19 protein-coding genes are annotated in these 20,937 nt (G+C 66.6%); 12 read left to right on the top strand and 7 right to left on the bottom strand.

What is annotated here, in order from left to right; genetic code table 11:
- Nucleotides 1–58: 58 nt before the first annotated feature.
- The 9 genes from BMX85_RS15625 to BMX85_RS15665 all read left to right on the top strand — a co-directional run bounded on the left by BMX85_RS15625 (nucleotide 59) and on the right by BMX85_RS15665 (nucleotide 10,858).
- Entirely contained in the window at nucleotides 59–514 is a 456-nt protein-coding gene (locus tag BMX85_RS15625; RefSeq protein WP_143067989.1) for a hypothetical protein, read from the top strand.
- Complete coding sequence (locus BMX85_RS15630) at nucleotides 504–1,256, top strand: hypothetical protein (protein WP_143067990.1); 753 nt, start codon at nucleotides 504–506, stop codon at nucleotides 1,254–1,256. Before BMX85_RS15625 ends, BMX85_RS15630 begins: the two co-directional genes overlap by 11 nt.
- A gap of 20 nt (nucleotides 1,257–1,276) precedes the next feature.
- Nucleotides 1,277–1,999 (top strand): type II secretion system protein, encoded by a 723-nt coding sequence (locus tag BMX85_RS15635; RefSeq protein ID WP_229210484.1) that lies wholly within the window; start codon nucleotides 1,277–1,279, stop codon nucleotides 1,997–1,999.
- 31 nt (nucleotides 2,000–2,030) lie between these two features.
- Nucleotides 2,031–2,798: a hypothetical protein gene (locus BMX85_RS15640; RefSeq protein ID WP_090319729.1), complete on the top strand. Its 768-nt coding sequence runs from the start codon at nucleotides 2,031–2,033 to the stop codon at nucleotides 2,796–2,798.
- Complete coding sequence (locus BMX85_RS15645; RefSeq protein WP_229210485.1) at nucleotides 2,795–3,523, top strand: hypothetical protein; 729 nt, start codon at nucleotides 2,795–2,797, stop codon at nucleotides 3,521–3,523. Before BMX85_RS15640 ends, BMX85_RS15645 begins: the two co-directional genes overlap by 4 nt.
- Before the next feature lie 55 nt (nucleotides 3,524–3,578).
- Nucleotides 3,579–4,151: a prepilin-type N-terminal cleavage/methylation domain-containing protein gene (locus BMX85_RS15650; protein WP_229210486.1), complete on the top strand. Its 573-nt coding sequence runs from the start codon at nucleotides 3,579–3,581 to the stop codon at nucleotides 4,149–4,151.
- Between the two features lie 119 nt (nucleotides 4,152–4,270).
- Complete coding sequence (locus tag BMX85_RS15655; protein ID WP_229210487.1) at nucleotides 4,271–8,839, top strand: PAS domain-containing protein; 4,569 nt, start codon at nucleotides 4,271–4,273, stop codon at nucleotides 8,837–8,839.
- Entirely contained in the window at nucleotides 8,836–9,753 is a 918-nt protein-coding gene (locus tag BMX85_RS15660; protein ID WP_090319735.1) for a diguanylate cyclase domain-containing protein, read from the top strand. Before BMX85_RS15655 ends, BMX85_RS15660 begins: the two co-directional genes overlap by 4 nt.
- A gap of 91 nt (nucleotides 9,754–9,844) precedes the next feature.
- The gene (locus BMX85_RS15665; protein ID WP_229210488.1) at nucleotides 9,845–10,858 is read left to right on the top strand and encodes an OmpA family protein; all 1,014 of its coding nucleotides are present in this window, start codon (nucleotides 9,845–9,847) and stop codon (nucleotides 10,856–10,858) included.
- A 53-nt stretch (nucleotides 10,859–10,911) separates the two neighbouring features.
- Here the strand turns inward: BMX85_RS15665 and BMX85_RS15670 are convergent, their stop codons facing one another.
- The 6 genes from BMX85_RS15670 to BMX85_RS15695 all read right to left on the bottom strand — a co-directional run bounded on the left by BMX85_RS15670 (nucleotide 10,912) and on the right by BMX85_RS15695 (nucleotide 16,584).
- A complete protein-coding gene (locus tag BMX85_RS15670) occupies nucleotides 10,912–11,397 on the bottom strand; it encodes a hypothetical protein (protein WP_143067991.1) in 486 nt (161 codons plus the stop codon).
- A 199-nt stretch (nucleotides 11,398–11,596) separates the two neighbouring features.
- Nucleotides 11,597–12,058 carry a cupin domain-containing protein gene (locus tag BMX85_RS15675; RefSeq protein ID WP_090319741.1) on the bottom strand — a complete coding sequence of 154 codons (462 nt, stop codon included), beginning with the start codon at nucleotides 12,056–12,058 and terminating at the stop codon, nucleotides 11,597–11,599.
- 590 nt (nucleotides 12,059–12,648) lie between these two features.
- Nucleotides 12,649–13,680 (bottom strand): alpha/beta hydrolase, encoded by a 1,032-nt coding sequence (locus BMX85_RS15680; RefSeq protein WP_090319744.1) that lies wholly within the window; start codon nucleotides 13,678–13,680, stop codon nucleotides 12,649–12,651.
- Nucleotides 13,677–14,816 carry an acyl-CoA dehydrogenase family protein gene (locus BMX85_RS15685; protein ID WP_090319746.1) on the bottom strand — a complete coding sequence of 380 codons (1,140 nt, stop codon included), beginning with the start codon at nucleotides 14,814–14,816 and terminating at the stop codon, nucleotides 13,677–13,679. Before BMX85_RS15685 ends, BMX85_RS15680 begins: the two co-directional genes overlap by 4 nt.
- A 9-nt stretch (nucleotides 14,817–14,825) precedes the next feature.
- The gene (locus tag BMX85_RS15690) at nucleotides 14,826–16,016 is read right to left on the bottom strand and encodes an acyl-CoA dehydrogenase family protein (RefSeq protein WP_090319749.1); all 1,191 of its coding nucleotides are present in this window, start codon (nucleotides 16,014–16,016) and stop codon (nucleotides 14,826–14,828) included.
- A 115-nt stretch (nucleotides 16,017–16,131) separates the two neighbouring features.
- Nucleotides 16,132–16,584 carry a winged helix-turn-helix transcriptional regulator gene (locus BMX85_RS15695; protein ID WP_090320181.1) on the bottom strand — a complete coding sequence of 151 codons (453 nt, stop codon included), beginning with the start codon at nucleotides 16,582–16,584 and terminating at the stop codon, nucleotides 16,132–16,134.
- 123 nt (nucleotides 16,585–16,707) lie between these two features.
- Between BMX85_RS15695 and BMX85_RS15700 the strand changes: the two genes are divergently transcribed.
- Nucleotides 16,708–17,940, top strand: coding sequence for an MFS transporter (locus BMX85_RS15700; RefSeq protein ID WP_229210489.1), 1,233 nt, complete (start codon nucleotides 16,708–16,710; stop codon nucleotides 17,938–17,940).
- 173 nt (nucleotides 17,941–18,113) lie between these two features.
- Here BMX85_RS15700 and BMX85_RS15705 read toward each other — a convergent pair whose 3' ends face one another.
- Entirely contained in the window at nucleotides 18,114–19,943 is a 1,830-nt protein-coding gene (locus BMX85_RS15705) for a glycoside hydrolase family 16 protein (protein WP_090319755.1), read from the bottom strand.
- A 388-nt stretch (nucleotides 19,944–20,331) separates the two neighbouring features.
- Here BMX85_RS15705 and BMX85_RS15710 point away from each other — a divergent pair, with 388 nt between their 5' ends.
- Both BMX85_RS15710 and BMX85_RS30510 read left to right on the top strand, forming a co-directional pair.
- A complete protein-coding gene (locus BMX85_RS15710; RefSeq protein ID WP_090319758.1) occupies nucleotides 20,332–20,757 on the top strand; it encodes a hypothetical protein in 426 nt (141 codons plus the stop codon).
- 8 nt (nucleotides 20,758–20,765) lie between these two features.
- Nucleotides 20,766–20,936, top strand: a complete 171-nt coding sequence (locus BMX85_RS30510) for a hypothetical protein (protein ID WP_177196770.1) — start codon at nucleotides 20,766–20,768, stop codon at nucleotides 20,934–20,936.
- Nucleotide 20,937 lies beyond the last annotated feature (1 nt).

The following is a 20,937-nucleotide window of genomic DNA, read 5'->3' on the forward strand; positions in this document are numbered from 1 at the left end:
ACAGGTCGCGGGGCTGGTTTTGTTGGCCGCGTGTCACTTCGCGCACGCCGATCCTGGCTTGGGGCGCTTGTTTAACACGCCGGCGGAGCGCTTGGCGCTCGATGCCAATCGCGGCAAGGTGGTGTCCACCACCGTCAGCGGGCCGCCGGTGGCACAGCCCGGGTTCCCGTCGGACTACGCGCTGCCGCCCGGGGTGCCGGGCAGCATGCCGCCGGCCGGCGCGCCGGGCATGCAGCCCGGTATGACGCCACCCGGCGCGGCGCCGGGCATCGATCCCGAGGCGCCGCCGCCCGCCCCGCAACAGCTCGAGATGAACGGCGTGGTGCGCAGTAGCAGCGGGCGCAGCACCGTGTGGCTGAACAACGTGCCGCAGAGTGGTCCGCGGAACAAATTCAGCAACCGTAACCAGAAGGCGTTGACCGTCACCCTGCCCTCCGGCAAAAAGATCCTGCTGCGGCCGGGGCAGCGCTACGACCTGGCCGATGGCCGCGTCAAGGATATCAATGAACCGTGAGCGCCCCCAGCCCTTCCGGCGGCGGCGGCGTCCGTCCTTGCGCCGGCGCCAGCGCGGCGCCGCGCTATTGCTGTTGCTGGTGGTGCTGGGCCTGGGCGCCTCGTCTTTGTTAATGAGTTTATTCAGTCCGCCGTCCGGCGAGCTGCGTCCGCAGGCGCTGACGCGCGAGTCGCTGGCGCAGGCGCGCGAGGCGCTGCTGGGTTACGCCATCCTGCACCGGCGCCTGCCTCGCCCGGCGCTGTCGGCCACCGACGGCCGCGAAAATCCACGCCCCTGCGCCAGCGACGCCGATTGCACCGGCTTTTTGCCGTGGATAACGCTGGGCGTGGTGCCGGGCGACGGCTGGAATAAGCTGCTGCGCTACAGCGTGTCGCGCGATTTCGCCAACGGCAACCTGGACGACAGCGTGGAGGCGGACAAAACCGTGTTCGACCGCAACGACGACGGCACCGTGTTCTACCGCGTCGGCTCGGCCAATTGCCGCGTCGACGACCGCTGCGCGCCGGCGGTCATCTATTCCAGCGGCAAGCATCTGGGCGTCAGCGTCGACGGCATCCCGCAACAGAGCGGCGTGCTGGACAACCTCGACGAGCAGGCCAACGAGGTCGCCGTGCGCGATTTCATGGCGCGCGCCGCCACCGGCGAGCCGCGCAGCATCGGCGGCAGCTTCAGCAACGTGGTCAGCTGGGTGCAGCTGCCGACGATACGCAACCGCGTGCGCGCCTCGGCGCCCAAGCGCTGAGCGGCCTCGTTTCGACCACTATGACTTCTTTCCCTTACATGCCCCCACGCCAACGACAATCCGGCTTCACCATCGTCGAAATCGCCATCGTCCTGCTGGTCGTCGGCCTGATGATCGGCGGCCTGGTCGCCCCCCTGTCGTCGCAGCTGGAACAACGCCGCGTGAGCGAAACGGTGCGCGCCATGGACGAGGCGAAAGAAGCGCTGATGGGCTTTGCCCTGCGCAATGGCTATCTGCCCTGCCCAGCCATCTCGGCCGCCGACGGCCGCGAGGACCGCGCCGGCGCCACCTGCAACAAGCGCTTCGGCTACCTGCCGTGGGCGACCCTGGGCGTGGGCCGGCTCGACGGCTGGGGCCGGGTGTTGGCCTACACGGTCACGCCGGCGTTCGCCGACAGCACCGCTTTCTTCACGCTCGCAACCAAGCGCGACATCACCATCGCCACGCGCGGCGTGAGCGGCGACCTGGCGCCGTCCACCGATGTCGAGGATATTCCGGCGGCCATCATGTCGTTCGGACGCAACGGCTACGGCGGCACCAGCGACCAGAACACCCGCATCCTCGACGCCGGCAACAACAACGTCGACGAAAAGACCAACCTGCAGAGCGGCGGCGTGGCGCTGATCAGCCGTCCCGCCAGTACCGATCCGCGCGGCGCGGGCGGCGAGTTCGACGATATCGTCATCTGGATCTCGCCCAACATCCTGTACAACCGCATGGTGGCGGCGCAGAAGCTGCCATGACGCGCCCCACGCTTTACTTGATGACCACACCGTGACCCTGGCCGCCTTCACCATCGCCCGCTACACGCTGATCGAAGCGCTGCGCAACCGGCTGTTGTGGCTGCTGCTTGCGATGGCGCTGGGCGCGGTCGCCATCAGCGGCTTCCTCAACGAACTGGCGCTGACCGAGAGCCGGCAACTGCAAGCGGCGTTGCTGGGCGCGGTGTTGCGGCTGGCGGCGGTGTTTCTGATCGCCACCTTCGTCGTCACCAGCATGGTGCGCGAAGCGAGCGACAAAGGCCTGGAACTGCTGATGGCGCTGCCGTTGCCGCGCGCCGTCTACCTGCTGGGCAAGCTGGCCGGCTTCGCCGCGCTGGCGGTGCTGCCGGCCGCGCTGTTCGGCGCGCTGGCGCTGTTTTTCGCGCCGCCGGCGCAGGCCGCGCTGTGGGCCGTGTCGCTGCTGTGCGAATGCTGGATCGTCGCCGCCTTCAGCCTGCTGTGCATGCTGACCCTGAACCAGGTGCTGCCGGCGCTGGCCGCCGCCTTCGCCTTTTATGTGCTGGCGCGCGCCATCGGCACGCTGCAATTGCTCGGCCATGGCGCCGGCGCCGCGCACGGCGCCGGCCAGCAGGCGCTGGGCACGGCCATCGACGGGCTGGCGCTGCTGCTGCCGCACCTGGACCGCTTCACCCGCAGCGACTGGCTGGTCTACCACGACGGCGGCGCCGCCGACCTGCTGGCCATCGCCGCGCAAACGGGCATTTACGTGGCGCTGATGGCGGCCGCCGGCTTGTTCGATTTGTACCGCAAGCAGATATGACCATGCGCGCCGACGTCAAACCGGTCGCCGCCGTGCCGCGCGCGGTGCTGGCGCTGCTGGCGCTGACCCTGGTGCTGCAAGTGCTGTGGCAGGCCGGCGCCGCGCCGCCGCGCGCGCGGGCGCGCGACTTGCCGCCGGCGCCGTCGCCGGCGGCGCTGCGGCTGGCGGCGCTGGGCGAACCGGTGGCGCTGTCCAAGCTGACCATGCTGTACGTGCAGGGTTTCGACGAGCAGGCCGGCGCCAGCATCGCCTGGCGCGAGCTCGACTACGGCAAGGTGGCCGCGTGGCTGCAACGCGTGCTCGAGCTCGATCCACGCGGCCAGTATCCGCTGCTGGCGGCGAGCGAAGTGTATGGCGCGGTGGCCGATCCGGCGCGCGCGCGCGCCATGCTCGACTTCGTGTACGCGCGCTTCGCCGAGGACCCGGACCGGCGCTGGCCGTGGCTGGCGCATGCGGCGCTGGTGGCGCGGCACCGGCTGCACGACCTGCCGCTGGCGCGCCGCTACGCGCAGGCGATCCGGCTGCGCGCGACCGGCCCGCACGTGCCGCCCTGGGCGCGCGAAATGGAAGTGTTCATCCTGGAGGACATGAATGAGCTCGACAGCGCCCGCGCGCTGATCGGCGGCCTGTTGCGCGACGGTTTGATCACCGATCCGCACGAGCTGAAGTTTTTATCGGACCGGCTGGATCGACTGAACCAACGGGACAGCGGTCCCAAGCCATAAACCTTGCTGTAATATAGCATCAACAAATTGCTGTACTGAAGAAAGGAACCACCCCATGCGTACGTCCCCCGCGATCCTTCCGCGCCAACGCGGCTTTACCCTGGTTGAAATCGCCATCGTGCTCGTCATCATCGGCCTGCTGCTGGGCGGCGTGTTGAAGGGACAGGGCCTGATCGACAGCGCCCGCGTCAAGAATATCATCCAGCAATCGACGTCGCTGACGGCGGCCGTCAACGCCTACCAGGACAAGTTCCGCGCGCTGCCGGGCGACGACGTGCAAGGCACCAGCCACGCCCCCGGCGCCACCGGCAACGGCAACGGCGACGGCCAGATCGCCGAATACCAGCTGGCGCCGCAGCATCTGGCGTTGTCGGGCTTCATCACCGGCTCGTTCAACGGCACCACCGACTTCATGACCAGCGCCCAGGGCGGCGCCGTGTACATCTACAACGACGTCGTCGGCGGGCGCGGCGGCAACGGCGTGCGGCTCGACAATCTGCCCGATTCGTTCGCCGAACAGGTCGACAGCAAGCTCGACGATGGCAAGTTCAACACCGGCTCGGTGCGCGCCACCGGGCCGTACACCAACGACGGCAGCGTGATTCAGCGTACCGCGCTGTTCTTCTAGACGGCGGCGTCATCGGCGCCCTCCCCCCTTAGTCCAGGACAAAACACTTTCTGAAACGGCCAGGCTCGGCTACTATCGTTCTGCCAGCCGAGACCAACCGGTTACCGGGAGCCCCCCACGTGCCAGTGCCAGAAAAAGCCGATTCCCCCCTGCCGTCGATCCGCTCGCAGATCGCGCTGCTGGTGCTGGCCTGCGCGTTGCCGGCGGCGGTGGGCTTCGGCGCGGTGGTGCGGCAGCTTTACAGCCGCGAACGCGCCACCCTGATGGAGGACACCCGCCAGGCCGCGCGCATGGTGGCCGCCGCCATCGACCGCGACCTGATCCAGAGCGAGGGCGCGGCCCTGGCGCTGGCGACCTCGCCCAGCATGCGCGAGATCGACAAGGGCGCGTTGCGGGTCCAGGCCGGAGGGCTGCTGGGGCCGCAATTTCCCGCGTCGCAGCTGCTATTGAGCGATGAGACCGGCGGCGTGGCCATGCACGTGGGCGCGCCGCTGCCGGACACCTTCAACCAGGTCAACAACAGCAAGCGGCTGATGCCGCTGTTCCACAGCGCGCGTCCCCAGCTGTCGATCATCTACGTGGCCGGCAGCGCGCTGCTGGCGGTCGACGTGCCCGTGTTCATCGACACCCACGTGGCGTACGCGATGACGGTGCTGCTCAAGCCGGAGCGGCTGACGACCATCCTGGCCGACGAACGGATCAAGCCGCACCAGTCGATGACCTTGTACGACGCCAACGGCACCCTCGTGGCCCAGGCCGGCGGCGTGCGCCAGGTGCTGGGCCAGCCGGCGGACGCGACGCTGCGTGCCCGGCTGCTGCAGGCGGGCGACGCGCTGCTGGTGACCGAGGACACCGAGGGCACGCCGGTCTATCTGGGCTACAGCCGCTCGCCCGTCAGCGGCGCCACCGTCGCCATCGCCACGCCGCAGGCCAAGGCGCTGGAGGAATTGCTGCGCGCCGTCACCACCATCTCGCTGGCGATGGGCCTGGTCATGCTGGCCGGCTTCGCGCTGGCGTGGATGGTCGGCGGGCGCATCGCCCGCTCGGTGCGCGACCTGGTCGGCCCGGCCGAGGCGCTGGCCGGCGGCGCGCCGTTCGTCGTGCCGCCGATGAGTTTTCGCGAGGCGCAGGCGGTGGCCGACGCCTTCCTCGCGCTCGAGGGCGACCTGCGGGCCCACCGCCACGAGCTGGAAAAGCTGGTCGACGAGCGCACCGCGCAGCTGGAAAAATCCCGCGCCCAGCTCGAAACGCTGTACGCCACCGCCCCGGTCGGGCTGAGCTATGTCGACAGCGAACTGCGGGTGATCCGCATCAACGACTACATGGCCGCGTTGAACGGCCAAAAAGTGGTGGCCCACCTGGGCCGCCAGCTTGGCGACATGATCACCGACCCCGGCGTGCGGCAAGGCGTGCTGGCCGACTACCGCACCGTGCTCGACACGGGCCGGCCGCTGACCGGCATCGAGCGCGCCGGCTACACGGCGGCCAATCCCAACCAGCTGTCGCACTGGGTGCTGAGCTACTATCCGCAGTTCGACCAGGATGGCAAGATCAGCGCCATCACCGGGTTGCTGCTGGACGTGACCGACCAAAAACGCGTGGCGGCCGAGCTGCTGCAGTCGCGCCAGCTGTTCAGTTCGGTCGTCGAGCACATGCCGGCGATGATTTTCCTCAAACGCGCCGCCGACCTGCGCTACGCCATGGTCAACCGCTACGGCGCGCTGCTGCTCGGCCGCGGCAGCGGCGAGGAAATGATCGGCAAGAACGACTACGATTTCGTGCCGGCCGAGCAGGCCGACGCGTTCACCGTCGGCGACCGCGGCGTGCTGGCCTCGGCGCCCGGCGAGATCACCGAGATCGCCGAGGAGCCGATCACCAACAGCGCCGGCCAGACCCGCTACCTGACCACGCGCAAGGTGGCGCTGCGCGACGGGCACGGCGCGGCCACCCACGTGCTGGGCATCTCGCTCGACATCACCGAGCGCAAGCAGGCCAGGGAGGCGTTGCGCGCCACCATCGAACGCCTGGGCGAGAGCGAGCAGTTCGTGCGCACGGTGACCGACAACCTGCCGGGCATGGTGGCCTACTGGGACGCCGGCCTGTGCTGCCGCTTCGCCAACCGGTACTTCCTCGATTGGCACCAGATGAGCCAGGAGCAAATGATGGGCGCGCGCATGGCCGACGTGCTCGGCGAGCGGCAATACGCCGACAACGCGCCGTATGTGCAGGCCGCGCTGCAGGGCGAACCGCAGGGCTTCGCCAGCGAGCTGAGCTGGCCGTCCGGCCAGCTCAGCTACACATGGGTCAACTACATCCCCGACGTCGGCCCGTACGGCGAGGTACGCGGCTTCTTCGTGCTGGTGTCGGACGTGACCGAGCTCAAGGAGACCGAGCTGCACCTGCAGGAGCTCAACGTCGAGCTGGTGCTCGCGCGCGACCGCGCCGAGGCCGCCAGCCGCGCCAAAAGCGAGTTCCTGGCCAACATGAGCCACGAGATCCGCACGCCGATGAACGCCATCACCGGCCTGGCCCGGCTGCTGCAGGAGGCCGGGCCGGGGCCGCGCGAGCGCGGCTACCTGGACAAGATCCAGCTGGCCACGCAGTCGCTGCTGAGCCTGGTGAACGACGTGCTGGACTTCTCGCGGGTCGAGGCCGGCCAGCTCGCGCTCGAACACGCGAACTTCCAGCTGGAACAGATCCTCGACAGCATCAGCGTGCTCATCAGCGGCAGCGCCTCCGACAAGGGCATCGAGCTGGTGTTCGACATCGACCCGAGCCTGCCCAACGAGCTGGCCGGCGACCCGATGCGGCTGCAGCAGGTGCTGCTCAATCTGCTGAGCAACGCCGTCAAGTTCACCGCCGAGGGCGAAGTGGTGCTGTCGGCGCGGCGCGCCGCCACCGCGCGCCCGGACGAGCGCGCGCTGCTGATCGAGTTCCGCGTGCGCGACACCGGCGTCGGCATCCCGCCCGAGCAACAGGCCCACATCTTCGACGCCTTCTCGCAGGCCGACAGCAGCACCAGCCGCAAGTTCGGCGGCGTCGGGCTGGGGCTGGCGATCTGCCGCCAATTGGCCGACATGATGGGCGGCGCGATCGACGTGCGCAGCGAGCCCGGCCACGGCGCCGAGTTCCTGTTCGCCTGCCCGTTCGAATGCCTGGCCGCGCCGGCCGCGCCGGCAATCCCGCCGGCCGCCGCCGGACTGTCGCTGCTGATCGTCGACGACAGCGCCAGCGTGCGCGCCGCGCTGCGGGCCGACTGCGCCCACCTGGGCTGGAGCGCCGCCGTCGCCGCCGACGCGGCGGCGGCGCTGGCCATGCTGCACCAGAGCCATCAGGCGGGCCGCCCGTACGACCTGTTGTTGCTCGACCGCGACATGCCCGGCATGGACGGCCCCGCGCTGCTGCAGCACATCCACGCCAGCATGGCGCTGCCGTTGCCGCCGGTGCTGATGATGGTCAGCGAGCATCTGGCGGCGGCCGAGGCGCAGCACGCCGGCAGCCTGGGGCTGGCCGGCATCCTGGCCAAGCCGCTCACCCCGGCGCGGCTGCTCAAGCGCGTCGCCGCGCTGGTGGCCGGCGACGCCGCCGGCGCCGGCCACGGCGGGGATGGCGACGCGGCGCCGGTGTCGCCGCTGCACGGCCGGCTGGCCGGCATGCGCATCCTGCTGGTCGAGGACAACGAGATCAACCAGGAAGTGGCGCAGTACATCCTGCTGCACGCCGGCGCCACGGTCGACGTGCGTGGCAACGGCCAGCTGGCGGTGGACCTGTTGACGGCCGAACCGGAGCGCTACGACGTGGTGCTGATGGACGTGCAAATGCCGGTGCTCAACGGCTACGACGCCACGGCGGCGCTGCGCGCGGCGGGCCTGGCCTTGCCGGTGGTGGCGATGACGGCCAACGTCATGGAGGACGACCGCCGCCGCGCCCAGGCCGCCGGCATGAACGCCCACGTCGCCAAACCGATCGACGTCGAGGACCTGATCGGCGTGCTGACCGGGCTGGTGCCGCCGGCGCCGCCGCCCGCGGCCGCTGGCGCGCCATCGGCGCCGGCCGCCACGGCGGTCCCGGCGGCGGCCGAGGCGAACGACGCCCCCGCCGGCACGCTGCCCGGCATCGATATCGACGCCGCGCTGGCGCGCCTCGGTGGCGACCGCGAAGCGCTGAACGCGCTGCTGCGCCGCTTCGAACAATCCCAGGGCGGCACCGTCGACGAGGTGCGCGCGCTGCTGGCCGGCGGCCGGCGCGAACAGGCGGCGCAGGCGTTGCACCGGCTGCGCGGCGTGGCCGCCAACCTCGGCGCCGGCGACGTTGCCCGCCTGAGTGCGCTGATAGAGACGGCCCTGCACCACGGCAACGCGGCCGGCGGCGGCGCGCTGGACGCCACGCTCGACCAGCTGGCGGCGGCGCTCGGCGTGATCACCGCCGCCGTGCGCGGCATGGCGTGGGTGGGACCGGATATGCCATCGGGCAACACTAATCTCGTTGATTTGCCTGTAAAGCTGGCGGAGCTGCAAAGTTTGCTTCAGAATAACAACTTGAAAGCGTTGGAGCACTTCCGGGAACTGCGGCCGGCCATCGCGGGGATGGCGCAGGCCGACGCGTTGGCCGAGGCGGTCGGCGCGCTCGATTTCAGTACCGCGGATAGACTGGTGGATATTATGTTGCAGCGAAAGGAAAGTGCATGAGTTGGACCGACCTGGCCAGGAACGGACGCATCCTCGTGGTGGACGACGCCATGGAGAACATCCAGATCCTGCACCATGCGCTGCGCGACGAACAGGAAGTGCTGTTCGCGCTCGACGGCGAAAAAGCGCTCGACATCGCGCTGGCCCAGCAACCGGACTTGATCCTGCTCGACGCCGTCATGCCCGGCATGGACGGCTACGCCGTCTGCGGCGCGCTGCGCAATTCGCCCCGGCTACAGGACATCCCGGTCATCTTCGTCACCGCCCTGAGCCAGCCCGAGGACGAGACCCGCGCGCTCGAGGCCGGCGCGGTCGACTTCATCAGCAAACCGTTCAACGTGGCCGTGGTGCGCGCGCGCGTGCGCAGCCAGTTGACCATCAAGCGCCAGGCCGACGCCCTGCGCGAACTGAGCCTGACCGACCCGCTGACCGGCGTGGCCAACCGCCGCCACTTCAACGACACCATCGACGCCGAATGGCGCCGCTGCGCGCGCGCCGGCCTGCCGCTGTCGGTGATCATGATCGACATCGACCACTTCAAGCTCTACAACGATCATTACGGCCACCAGGCCGGCGACGCCTGCCTGCAGCGGATCAGCGCGGCGATGAAGGGCTGCGCCTCGCGGCCGCAGGACTTGCTGGCCCGCTACGGCGGCGAGGAATTCATCCTGCTGCTGCCGCAGGAAGGCGCCGACGGCACGCAGGTGGTCGCCAGCCGCATCATCGACGAGGTGCGCAAGCTCAACCTGGCGCACGCGGCCTCGCCGACGGCGCCCTACGTATCGATCAGCATGGGGCTGGCGACGGCGGTGCCGCCGCTCGACAGCCAGGACGCGATCGCCGTGGTGCGCGCCGCCGACGCCCGCCTGTACGTCGCCAAGCAGGGCGGCCGCAACCGCTACTTCGCCGACTGAGCGCCGGGCCGCACGGTAGGATCGCTGGATTGATCTTATTGCAATTCCCCCCTAGAATCGGACTGACATTCATTCTTGACAAGGGACCCACGTGCGCACGCCTCGACTTCTCGCCTTCACACTGTTGACCGGCAGCGCCGCCCTGGCGCCGGCCGCCCACGCCCAGATGCCGACGCAGGACACGGTCAAGGGCGCCAAGGACCATCCGCTGCTGTCGCGCTTCGAAGGCTCCAGGCTGGTCGGCTACGGCGTCAAGGAATTCGACGAAGTGATGCTCCCCGCCGGCAAGCGCGTCGCCAACAAGGACGGCAAGGCGGCCTTCGACAGCGCGCTGCAACTGGAAGGCAGGTACACCCGCATCGCCTACAACTACCCGAAGGAGCGCTCGTCGCTGGAAGTGCTGCGCAACTACCAGGCCGCGCTCGACAAGGCCGGCCTGAAGGTGCTGTTTACCTGCGTCAAGGAAGCGTGCGGCGGCGACTTCGGCCAGTTCTTCCTCGACAAGCGTGTGGGCGACAACTTCATCAAGGGTGGCGAAGCGAACTGGTCGCCGTTCAACTACGGCCGCAACGACATCCGTTACCTGGTCGCCAAGGGCACCCGGCCGGATGGCGCGCTGGTGCACGTCGGCGTGTACGTGGTCGCGCCGGTGCAGGACAAGAACGGCGGCGTGTATCTGGAGATCGTCGAAGCGAAGGCCATGGAAGGCGGCAAGGTCTCCGCCAGCCTGGACGCGGCCGACATGGCCAAGGGCATCGCCGCCGAAGGCAAGGTCGCCGTGTACGGCGTCTACTTCGACACCGACAAGGCCGACGTCAAGCCGGACTCGAAGGCGGCGCTGGCCGAGATGGCCAAGCTGCTGCAGCAAGACCCCAAGCTGAAGGTGTACGTGGTCGGCCACACCGACAACCAGGGCGGACTGGCGCACAACGTCGAGCTGTCGCAAAAGCGCGCCGAAGCCGTGGTCAAAGCCTTGGCGGCGGAGTACAAGATCGACGCCAAGCGCCTGAGCGCCAAAGGCGTCGCCTCCTATTCGCCGGTGGCCTCGAACGACGCCGACGCCGGCCGCGAGAAGAACCGCAGGGTTGAGCTGGTCAAGCAATAGCCGGTGGAAGACGGTTTCGACGACTCACCGGTTGAAACCATAGTCGAAGGAGACTAACGGCCGAGTCGTACCACCGTCACATTCGGCGGACACATCGCTTTGAGCCACGGAAAATCATTCTCAACCTCCGTGCCATCGAATTCCACGATCTCAGGCTGCCACTTCTTCAAGGTGGCATCCACATTGGGTTTTAATCGATACTTTTTTCCGGCCTCTGCATTAAATTCCAGGGGATATACTTTTTCCGTCCGAAGGCAAAGAACAAAAAAACCGGCATTTAATTTGTGCGGGCCGGGAGCAAGAGAAATATATTCCCGCCGCTTCCCTGCGGAGTGGGCGAGCACCCTGGATTTGTCCGTCGGGTGCGAATGGACATTATCCACATCGGTCACCATCACATGCGGGTCCAGGTACAACCCTGCGATTTGACTTTGGTTTTGGGCCGGCCCGTCATAGAGCCGCACCTCGCTCATCGTATTGCACCCTGCCACGCAAATGGCGGATATCACCAGACCTAGAACGTTAATTATTTTTGTCATTTGATAGAATTTCGAGTTATGGGGAATTTGCTAATCGAACCCGCCCTGAGCGCCAATATGAAAGCTCCATGAGAATCAAGGGGCAAATAACGAATACGTACCGCCAGGCCGTCTTGAACCATGGCTTGCGGGCGCTCCCATGCCAGCTGGCGAGCCCAGTGGCAGCCGGCGCGGCGTTCCCGGAAATCCGCACCGGCCGCTAGTATGGGCTGGATGCAGGCTGGCCGGCGAAGTCGGTCCATACGTCGTCCGGCAGCGATCGATCTCGTAAACAAATCCGATCGTGCTCCGGATAGGTGATTTGATCTACCGGCGCGCGCGTGCCGACGACCAGACAGCGGGTTTCGGAAGAACTCCGATTTTCGAGATAGTGCCCGACCTGCACACCGGCGCGGAAGGTGGCGGCGCAACCGGCACGCATGAGCTTCTCGGCGCTGCCCTCGACCACGGTGATCTCGCCGGCAAGGACATAGACCATCTCATCTTCCGCGCTATGCCAATGCTTGATCGAGGATCTGCAGCCGGGCTGCAGGACCTCAACAAATGCACCGAACTGCGTCAGCGCTCCCGCCTCGCTGATCCAGAGCGTCTGGTTCGGTTCAGTGGAACCTTCCACTGGACTGACTTCGCGCACTAACTGGTCAGGTGTAAAAACAGGCATAGGTGATTCCCCATAGGCTAAAGTGCAACCGCTTAGTGTTACGTCAGATTTCCTCACGTAATACTGACATCCTCATGCAGACCGAGTCGGTTCTGGAGATACCTCATCAGCGCCATCACGCGCGGCTGCTTTTTGACATATCCACCAGTAGACGAGCCCTCCCGCCAGCCCTGAGCCAAGATAGTTCAGAGAATCATACAGCCCCGATCGTGCCCAGCGGACGGACGTAAAAGGTTCTGCAAGCTCCATCCAGAACGGTATCGCGGAGATAAAGCCACCCATCCCAAACTGCCACCAACGCGTTAAGCGTAATCGCCAAAACAAGAGCGCGAGAGGCAAGCCGAAGATCAGCGCCGCAGCTATGGCGAAAGGAAAGCCGATGAACCAAACCAGCGGCAACCCGCACCAAGTCGAGGTCCCGTGGGCAAGTCCGACGCCACAGGTGGTCGATGTAGCTGCCGTCACGCCAATGACGGCGGCAACCGCAAGCATCGACATGCTACGAAATACGGACTTGACCGTTAGACGCACCGTTTCTCCAAGCAGGTAAAATGGTTTCGATACGAACGCAACTCACGAGTGGCAAGCCCCTACTCCGCCTTCCGCGAAAACCGCTTGGCCTGGCGCGACGGCATCTGCGCGTTCAGGAACGCCACCGTCACGTCGACGGTCGGCTGCAGCCACGGATCGAACAACCAGAACGAATGCGGCGTATCGGGCAGCAGCACCACCTTGCTCGGCACGCGCAGCTGCGTCATTTTCTCGACCATCTCCTCCCGGCCGACCGCGAAGCGCGGCTGCGCGCTGCCGATGAACAGGATCGGCGGCATGCTCGAATTCACGTACTGGATCGGCGACGCCTCCCGCCACAAGGCCGCCTTCTCCGCATAGCGCCCGCCGAACCAGTACCCCGCCGCCGACACGGGCTTCTTCGGATCGTCCTCGTTGACCCGCGCCGCCTCCGACGTGAAGTCGGACAAGCCATCGATATTGACAATCGCCTGCACGGCGCTCGAGATATCGCTGCTCTGCGCGCCCGGGTCGAACTGGTTCATATGTCCGGTCACGCCGGCCAGGCTGGCGATCTGCCCGCCGGCCGAGCCACCGGCCAGCGCGATGCGCCGAGGATCAAGCCCGTACTCGCCGGCGTGCTCGCGCACCCAGCGCACCGCCGCGCGCACATCGTGCACCGCCGCCGGATACATCGCCTCCCCCGCCAGCCGATAGGTGATGGTGACCGACGCATAGCCATTGCGCGCCAGCCTCAGCGCCATCGGCACGAACTCGGAGCGGAAACCGGAACGCCATCCGCCGCCGTGGACGAACACCACCACCGGCACGTCCTGCTTGGCGTCCGTCGGCAGGTACATATCCAACTTCAGGCAATGCGTCCCGTATTGGACATATGTCTGATCGGCGACCAGCCGCACATCGGCCGGCACCTTGGCGCTGGCGATGCGGATCTGGGGATATTTGGGCGCCAGCTTTTCGTATGTGTGCTGCGCGTCGTACGTGTTGGTGGGGTCCGGCGTCGGCTCGACGCAGTCCTCGGCGGCGTGGACGACGCCGTGCATCATCAGTGCGGCGCAGGCGGCCGCGATTAGTCGTACCGCGCGCATCATGAATGCTGCCCGAACCCGCGTTGCGCGATGAACCGTTCGAGGTGGTGATCGACGTCGCCGAGCGTCGCCTCGATCGTCGTCAGGCGCTTGAAGTGGTGCGCCGCCGGCAGTTCGTCGGTCACGCCCATGCCGCCGTGCAGTTGCACCGACTGCTGGCCGATGAACTTGGCCGCGTGGCCGATGCGCACCTTGGCCGCCGACACCACGCGGCGCCGCTCCTCGATGTCGCCGCAGGACATGCGCGCGGCCGCCAGCATCGCCATCGAGCGCGCCTGCTCGAGGTGAATGTACATATCGGCCATGCGGTGCTGCACCGCCTGGAAGCTGCCGATCGGCGTGCCGAACTGCTTGCGGGTCTTCATATATTCGAGCGTGGCGGCGAACAGCGCGTCCATCACGCCAAGCGCCTCCGCGCACAACAAGGCGGTGCCGTAGTCGGCCGCCTCGTCGAGCATCTCGCAACCGCCGCCCAACTTGCTCAGCAGCGCCGATGCGGGCACCGCCACATGGCTGAACTGCACGGTGGCCGCGCGCAGGCCGTCGATGGTGCGGTAGTCGCGCACCGTCACCCCGGGCGTGTCGGTGCGCACGACGAACAGGCTGATGCCGTTGGCGTCGCGCTGGGCGCCGGCGCTGCGGGCCGAGACGATCAAGGCGTCGGCCTGGCCGCCGTGGATCGCCACCGTCTTGGTGCCGTCGATGCGATAGCCTTCGCCGTTGATGCCGGCGATGGTCTTGATGTCGGCCAGGTCGTGGCGCGATTGTTTTTCACCCAGCGCGCAGGCCAGTTTCAGTTCGCCCTTGGCGACATCCTCCAGCAGGCGATGCTGGTTGCCCGCCAACGCCAGGAAGCGCGCGCCCCACACGGTGGCAAAGTACGGCTCGACCACCAGGCCGCGACCCAGTTCCTGCATCACCACCAGCATGTCGACGGCGCTGCCATCGAAGCCGCCCTGCGCTTCCGGGACCGGCAACGCCAGCATGCCCAATTCGGTCAGCGTGTTCCAGGCGTCGTCGGAGACGCCGGTCGCCGAATGCACGACGCGCTTGCGCACCTCGAAGCCGTAATCCTTGTCGATCCAGCGACGCAGGGCATCGGCGAACTGCAACTGCTCTTCTTTAAAATTGAAATCCATGCCGTTCCCTCACAGTCCCAGGATCATCTGGGTGATGATGTTCTTCTGTATCTCGTTGCTGCCGCCGTAGATCGACGTTTTGCGGAAGTTGAAATAGTAGGCCGCCAGCGGCGCGGCGGCGTCATCGCCGGTGACGGCATGGTCGGACCGGCCCTCCAGGTAGTCGGTGTCGAAGGCGAAAGCGTCCGGCCCCAGCGCCTCGACCATCAACTCGGTCAGCATCTGCTGGATCTCGGTGCCGCGCACCTTCAGCAGCGACGCCTCCGGCCCCGGCGTGTGCGATTCGCGCGTGATCACGCGCAGCACCGTCGTCTCCAGCGCCATCAACTCGATCTCCAGGTTGGCCACCTTGGCGGCGAACACCGGGTCTTGCAGCAGCGGCTTGCCGTGCTTGAAATGCTCGGACGCGATCTTCTTCAGGAACAGCAGCTCGCGCTTGGAACGGCCGACGGCGGCGATGCCGGTGCGCTCGTGGCCGAGCAAATATTTGGCGTAGGTCCAGCCCTTGTTTTCCTGGCCGATCAGGTTCTGCACCGGCACCTTGACGTTGTCGAAGAAGACCTCGTTCACCTCGTGGTCCTCGTCGAGCATGATGATCGGGCGCACCGTGATGCCCGGCGAGTCCATGTCGATCAGCAGGAAGGAGATGCCCTCCTGTTTGCGCACGGTGCTGTCGGTGCGCACCAGGCAGAAGATCATGTCGGCGTGCTGCGCCAGGGTGGTCCAGGTCTTCTGGCCGTTGACGATGTAATGGTCGCCCACGCGTTCGGCGGTGGTCTTGAGCGACGCCAGGTCGGAGCCGGAACCGGGCTCGGAGTAGCCCTGGCACCACCAGTCCTCGCAATTGAGGATGCGCGGCAGGTAGTAGGCTTTTTGCGCGTCGTTACCGAAGGCCATGATGACCGGCGCCACCATGTTGACGCCGAACGGCAGGATCGGCGGCGTGCCGGCGCGGCCGCACTCCTCTTCCCAGATGTGGCGCTGCGTCTGCGTCCAGCCGGGGCCGCCGTATTCGACCGGCCACGACGGCGCGGCCCAGCCCTGGTTGGCGACGATCTGGTGCCAGCGGACGTAGTCGCGGCGACCCAGGCGGAGATGGTTGCGGACCTTCTTTTGCAAGTCGGCCGGGAGGTTGGCGTCGAGGAAAGCCCGCACCATATCGCGGAACGCCAAGTCCGCCGCCGTGTAATTCAAATCCATGCTGTCTCCATGTGGTTCGCCGCTGAAAAGCACGACCGTTCTTCAAATAATTCTACCCCAAGACGCCACGCCGCACGTGTGCATTTACATAGGGCGACAGAATCGGCGGTTTTGTTCACTTTACCGTGATTTTCTTCACCTGCGTATGGGCGGGCTGGAGCACATGCCCGGCGTGGTCGTGCGGCAGCATCGGCGCGACCGCCTTGCCGCTGGCCTTTTCGACCAGCAGCGAATGCGGCTCGCCGCCGGCGAACAGATGGCGCTCGCCCCACTGGCGCAGCGCCACCACGACCGGAAACAGGCTCTCCCCTTTCGGCGTGAGCACGTATTGCTGGTAGGACGTGCCGTCCGACGCCGGCTGCACCGTCAGCACGCCCTGCTCGACCAGCGCGCTCAACCGGTCCGACAGGATGTTCTTGGCCACGCCGAGATTGCGCTGGAAATCGCTGAAGCGGCTGATGCCGTCGAACGCGTCGCGCACGATCAGCATCGACCAGCGGTCGCCGACCAGGTCCAGCGAGCGCGCCACCGGACAAGCGTCATCCTGCATCGACTTACGTTTTGCCATCGGCATATCCTCGAATTCTTTGGTTGCATTTTAAAACCGGAATGGCTAGACTTCAACTGGTTTTGATTTGCAACCAGTTTAAGGGCCGCCATGCACTCCCCACCCCATCCCGTATCAGGCTCCATGTCCGGTCCGCTGGTCGCGCTGTTCGCCTGCGCCAGCGGACTCAGCGTGGCCAACGTCTACTACGCCCAGCCGCTGCTCGACGCGCTGGCCGCCGACTTCGCCATTGGCCGCGCCGCCATCGGCGCCGTCATCACCGTCACGCAGGTGGGCAGCGTGCTGGCGCTGCTGTTGCTGGTGCCGCTGGGCGACCTGCTGCCGCGAAGGCGCCTGATGCTGGCGCAATTGCTGGCGTTGGCGGCGGCGCTCGCCGGCGTCGGCATGGCGTCGAGCGCCGCCACGCTGATGATGGGCATGCTGACGGTCGGGATGTTGGGCACCGCCATGACGCAAGGCTTGATCGCCTATGCCGCCAGCGCCTCGGCCGAGTCGGAGCGCGGCCGCGTGGTCGGCGCCGCGCAAGGCGGCGTGGTGGCCGGCCTGCTGCTGGCGCGCGCGCTGGCCGGGCTGATCGCCGACCTCGCCGGCTGGCGTGCCGTCTACGCCAGCTCGGCGCTGGCCATGATCGCGATGGCGGCGCTGCTGTGGCGCACGCTGCCGATGCTGCCGGCGCCGGCGCGGCCGCTGCCCTATCCGCGGTTGATCGCCTCGATGGCCACGCTGCTGAAGCGCGACCGCGTGCTGCGGGTGCGCGGCACGATCGCCATGCTGATGTTCGCCGCGTTCGGCATCCTCTGGAGCGCGCTGGTGCTGCCGCTCAGCGCGCCGCCCTACAACTACTCGCATACCGCCATTGGCGCCTTCGGGCTGGTGGGCCTGGCGGGCACGCTGGCGGCGTCGCGGGCGGGACGGTGGGCCGATCGCGGCTGGGCGCAAAGGGCCAGCGGCGGCGCCTTGCTGCTATTGCTGCTGTCGTGGCTGCCGCTCGGACTGTTCGGCGTCAGTAGCGGGCCGGCTGCCTTGGTGGCGCTGATCGTCGGCATCGTGGCGCTCGACCTCGGCGTGCAAGCGCTGCAGGTGACCAATCAAAGTTTGATTTTCCGCGCCAGTTCGGAGGCGCACAGCCGGCTGGTGGGCTGCTACATGTTGTTTTACGCGGTCGGGAGTGGGAGTGGCGCGATCGCCGCGACATCGATGTACGAAGTGGCCGGCTGGACCGGCGTATGCCTGCTCGGTGGCGCGGTCAGCGCCGCGGCCCTGCTGTTCTGGGCGACGACGTTACACCCGTCCAAAGCGAAGCCCGCCCTCAGCCCCCAACCCCGGGGTCAGTGCCGACATTCGGACACGAGCTGAACAAACAGCGGCCAAACAGCGGGGTCAGTGCCGACATTTGGACACGAGCTGAACGACATTCCTGTTGTCCTCGTGTCCGAATGTCGGCACTGACCCCGGGGATTTTTTTCGAGCTGAACGACATCCCTGTTGTGCTCGTGTCCGAATGTCGGCACTGACCCCCGGGGTTTCTTTTACTTCATTGTGTAGGTCTGCGGGGCGGTGTCGACTGCGTAGTTGTTGGCCGCGTTCCAATACGTGAAGTTGTAGCGGACCACGTCGCCAAGCTTCAGGCCACTGGCGGTGTAGCTGTTGACACCACCGCTTTGCGTCATGCGCACATTCATTTGGCCGCCACCGTTGACGCTGTAGTGCACGTCAGCCCAAGACGATGAGTTCCACGCGAACTTCAACATCGTTGCGCTGGTCTGGCTGACGGCCGGTGTTGGCGTCGGCGTTGGCGTTGGCGTTGGAGTCGGCGTTGGCGTTGGCGTCGGCGTCGGCGTTGGAGTTGGCGTTGGCGTTGGCGTTGGGGTCGGCGTCGGGGTCGGCACGCCGGTGTCCCAGATGATGTCGTCGATCGCCATCTGGAAGGCGGTCGTGGGCAAGGCCGTGCTGTCGCTGGCGATCTGGAACACGTCCGCCACCGATTGCAACGCCACCAGCGGGCCGGCCAGGTCGGCCACCGGGATGGTGGCGGTGCCCCAGTCGCCGTTGCGCACCAGGCCGTACGTGGTGGCGTTGGCCGGGAACTTGACCGAGTGCTGGTTGGTGTAGGTGTCGCCGATGCCGATCGTGAAGGCGACATTGGCCGGGATCTTGATCTTCAGCTTGACGGTGCCGTTGCGGAAGTTGCTCAGGTCGCGCACGGCGCGCGATTGCACGCTGCCGCCGAACCATTGGCCCGGCGTGTTGTAACTCCATGACATCGAGTTGCTGCCCTCATACGGCGGCAAGTTGCCGGCCGAGACCGAGGCGTTGTTCCACACGAAAATGTCGGACGTGGTGCCGGCCACCAGCTTGTTGTTGACCACGGTGTTGTCGGTGAACACGCCGAACTTGCCCACTTCCGGCACGGTCTGGTTGCCGAGCTTGACCGAGCCCTTGCCGTCGAGCTGGTAGACCCGCACATAGTCGACGTACATCGTGCCCGGCAGCGGCGCGGTCACCTGCGCCGGCGTGGCGGCGTCGGTGAAGTTGCCGCCGACGGCCAGGTTGAACAGCAGGTAGAACGGCGCCTGCAGCGCGGTCGAGTTGACCGGCAGCGGGCCGTTGTACATATCGTGCTCGACGCCGTTGTCGACCACCGTGAAGCGCATCTGCGATTCGGTCCAGTAGAAGCGGTAGAGGACGAAACGGTTGGCCAGCGACTGGCCCGGCGTGTACCAGCTCTTGGTCTGCCACGCGGTCGAGGCGGCGCAGCTTTCGTTGCCCGGCACGCAGGCGGCCTGCTGCCAGGTGATCACATTGGAGGCGGTGAAGTTGTCGATGCCCGGCGTCGGCGAGGCGGCGGCCCGGCTGCTGGCCTTGTGCCCCATTTCCATGATGTCGATCTCGCCCTTGCGCGGCCACGCCTGCGGGCTGGTGCCCAGCATCCACGCGGCCGGCCACAGGCCGATGCCCAGCGGCGGCGTGGCGATACGCGCTTCGATCATGCCGTACTGGACCTGCACCTTGTTGGCCGAGTCGATCTTGCCGGACGTGAAGACGTTGCTGCCGACGGTCTGGTTCTGCGCCTTGATCGCCAGCGCGCGCGTGTTCGTTTCGAACGGCACGTTGACGATGGAGAGGTTGTTGGGGCTGTAGTATTCCAGCTCCTGGTTGCCGTAGCCGCACAGGCCGATCTGGCAGCCGTTGCCGTCGTAGGCATTCCACAGGTTCGTGTTCAGCGCCGCGCCGTTGAATTCCTCGGACCACAACAGCGTGCCGATGACGGGACTGGTGACGCTGGCCGACACCGGCGCGCCGTATGCCAGCACGATGCTGGTGGCGACGGCGGACAGAACGAATTTCTGTTTATTCACAATGACTCCTCGTATCGATACTTCCTCAAATTCGAACCGGACAATGATCCGGCCCGCTCCATGCCGGCACGGTCGGTGTCGGCGCTTGCGTTGCGGCGAGAGGGAAAGGACGCGGCGCCGTGTACAAAAAAGCCGGACGCACGGGCGCCTTCGCTACGAGGCGTTTTGCTAGTCACTACAGTCCCCTTGCCGGTCCGGATCACTGTCCGGACACTAATTCTGGATAGATTTGGAAACGATTCCAATTCCTGCAGAAAATATATTCCGATAAACTTTTTTTGTCAACGCCAATGCGCAAACGTGCGCCGGATGATGCGCGTCAAACGCGCGGTCCCGACCCGCGCTTATGCTGGCGCCTAAGATCGAATTGACAACAGCGGAGGGGCCGATGTCCGACTTCTATAAGTATTTCAAGGAGAACATGGAGGCCCTCGGACTGCCCGCGCCGGACAGCCTGTTCGGCACGCTGCAGAGCAGCCTGACCACGGTGACCGTGCTGCTGGCGAGCATCGACAAATTCGGCAAGACGGTCACCGTGGCCGAGCTCATCGCGGCCGGCACGCGGCTGGAAAAGCTGGGGATGACCGGCACGCTGTCGGCAGCGTTTTACGCCGGCGCGTGCATCGGCAGTCTGGCCGTGGCCACCGGACGCTCGATGTCGGGCGGCGCCAGCGTCGCCGACGTTTTGTTATACGCGCGCACGCGCCACCTGCACCGCCCGTGGCTGGCGGCGGAACTTTACCGCGCACCCGGCATCTACCAAGCAAAGGTGGCCGGCAAGGCGACGCACAAATACGCGGCCATCCAAAGGTGAGCGAAATTATGAGAGACGATCTGCTACTGCTACTGACCGCGCTGGCATGCGCCGGGTTCGCCTGGGCATTCTGGCATTACCTCGGCGAGCAAGGGCTGGGGACGCTGACGGTGATCGCGCTCATCGCGCTGGCGGCCGACAACTACCGGCTGCGCCGCCGCCTGCGCGGCAAACCCTGAA

Origin of the sequence: Duganella sp. CF517, from assembly GCF_900110275.1 — a bacterium.
Classification (GTDB): Bacteria; Pseudomonadota; Gammaproteobacteria; order Burkholderiales; family Burkholderiaceae_D; genus Rugamonas.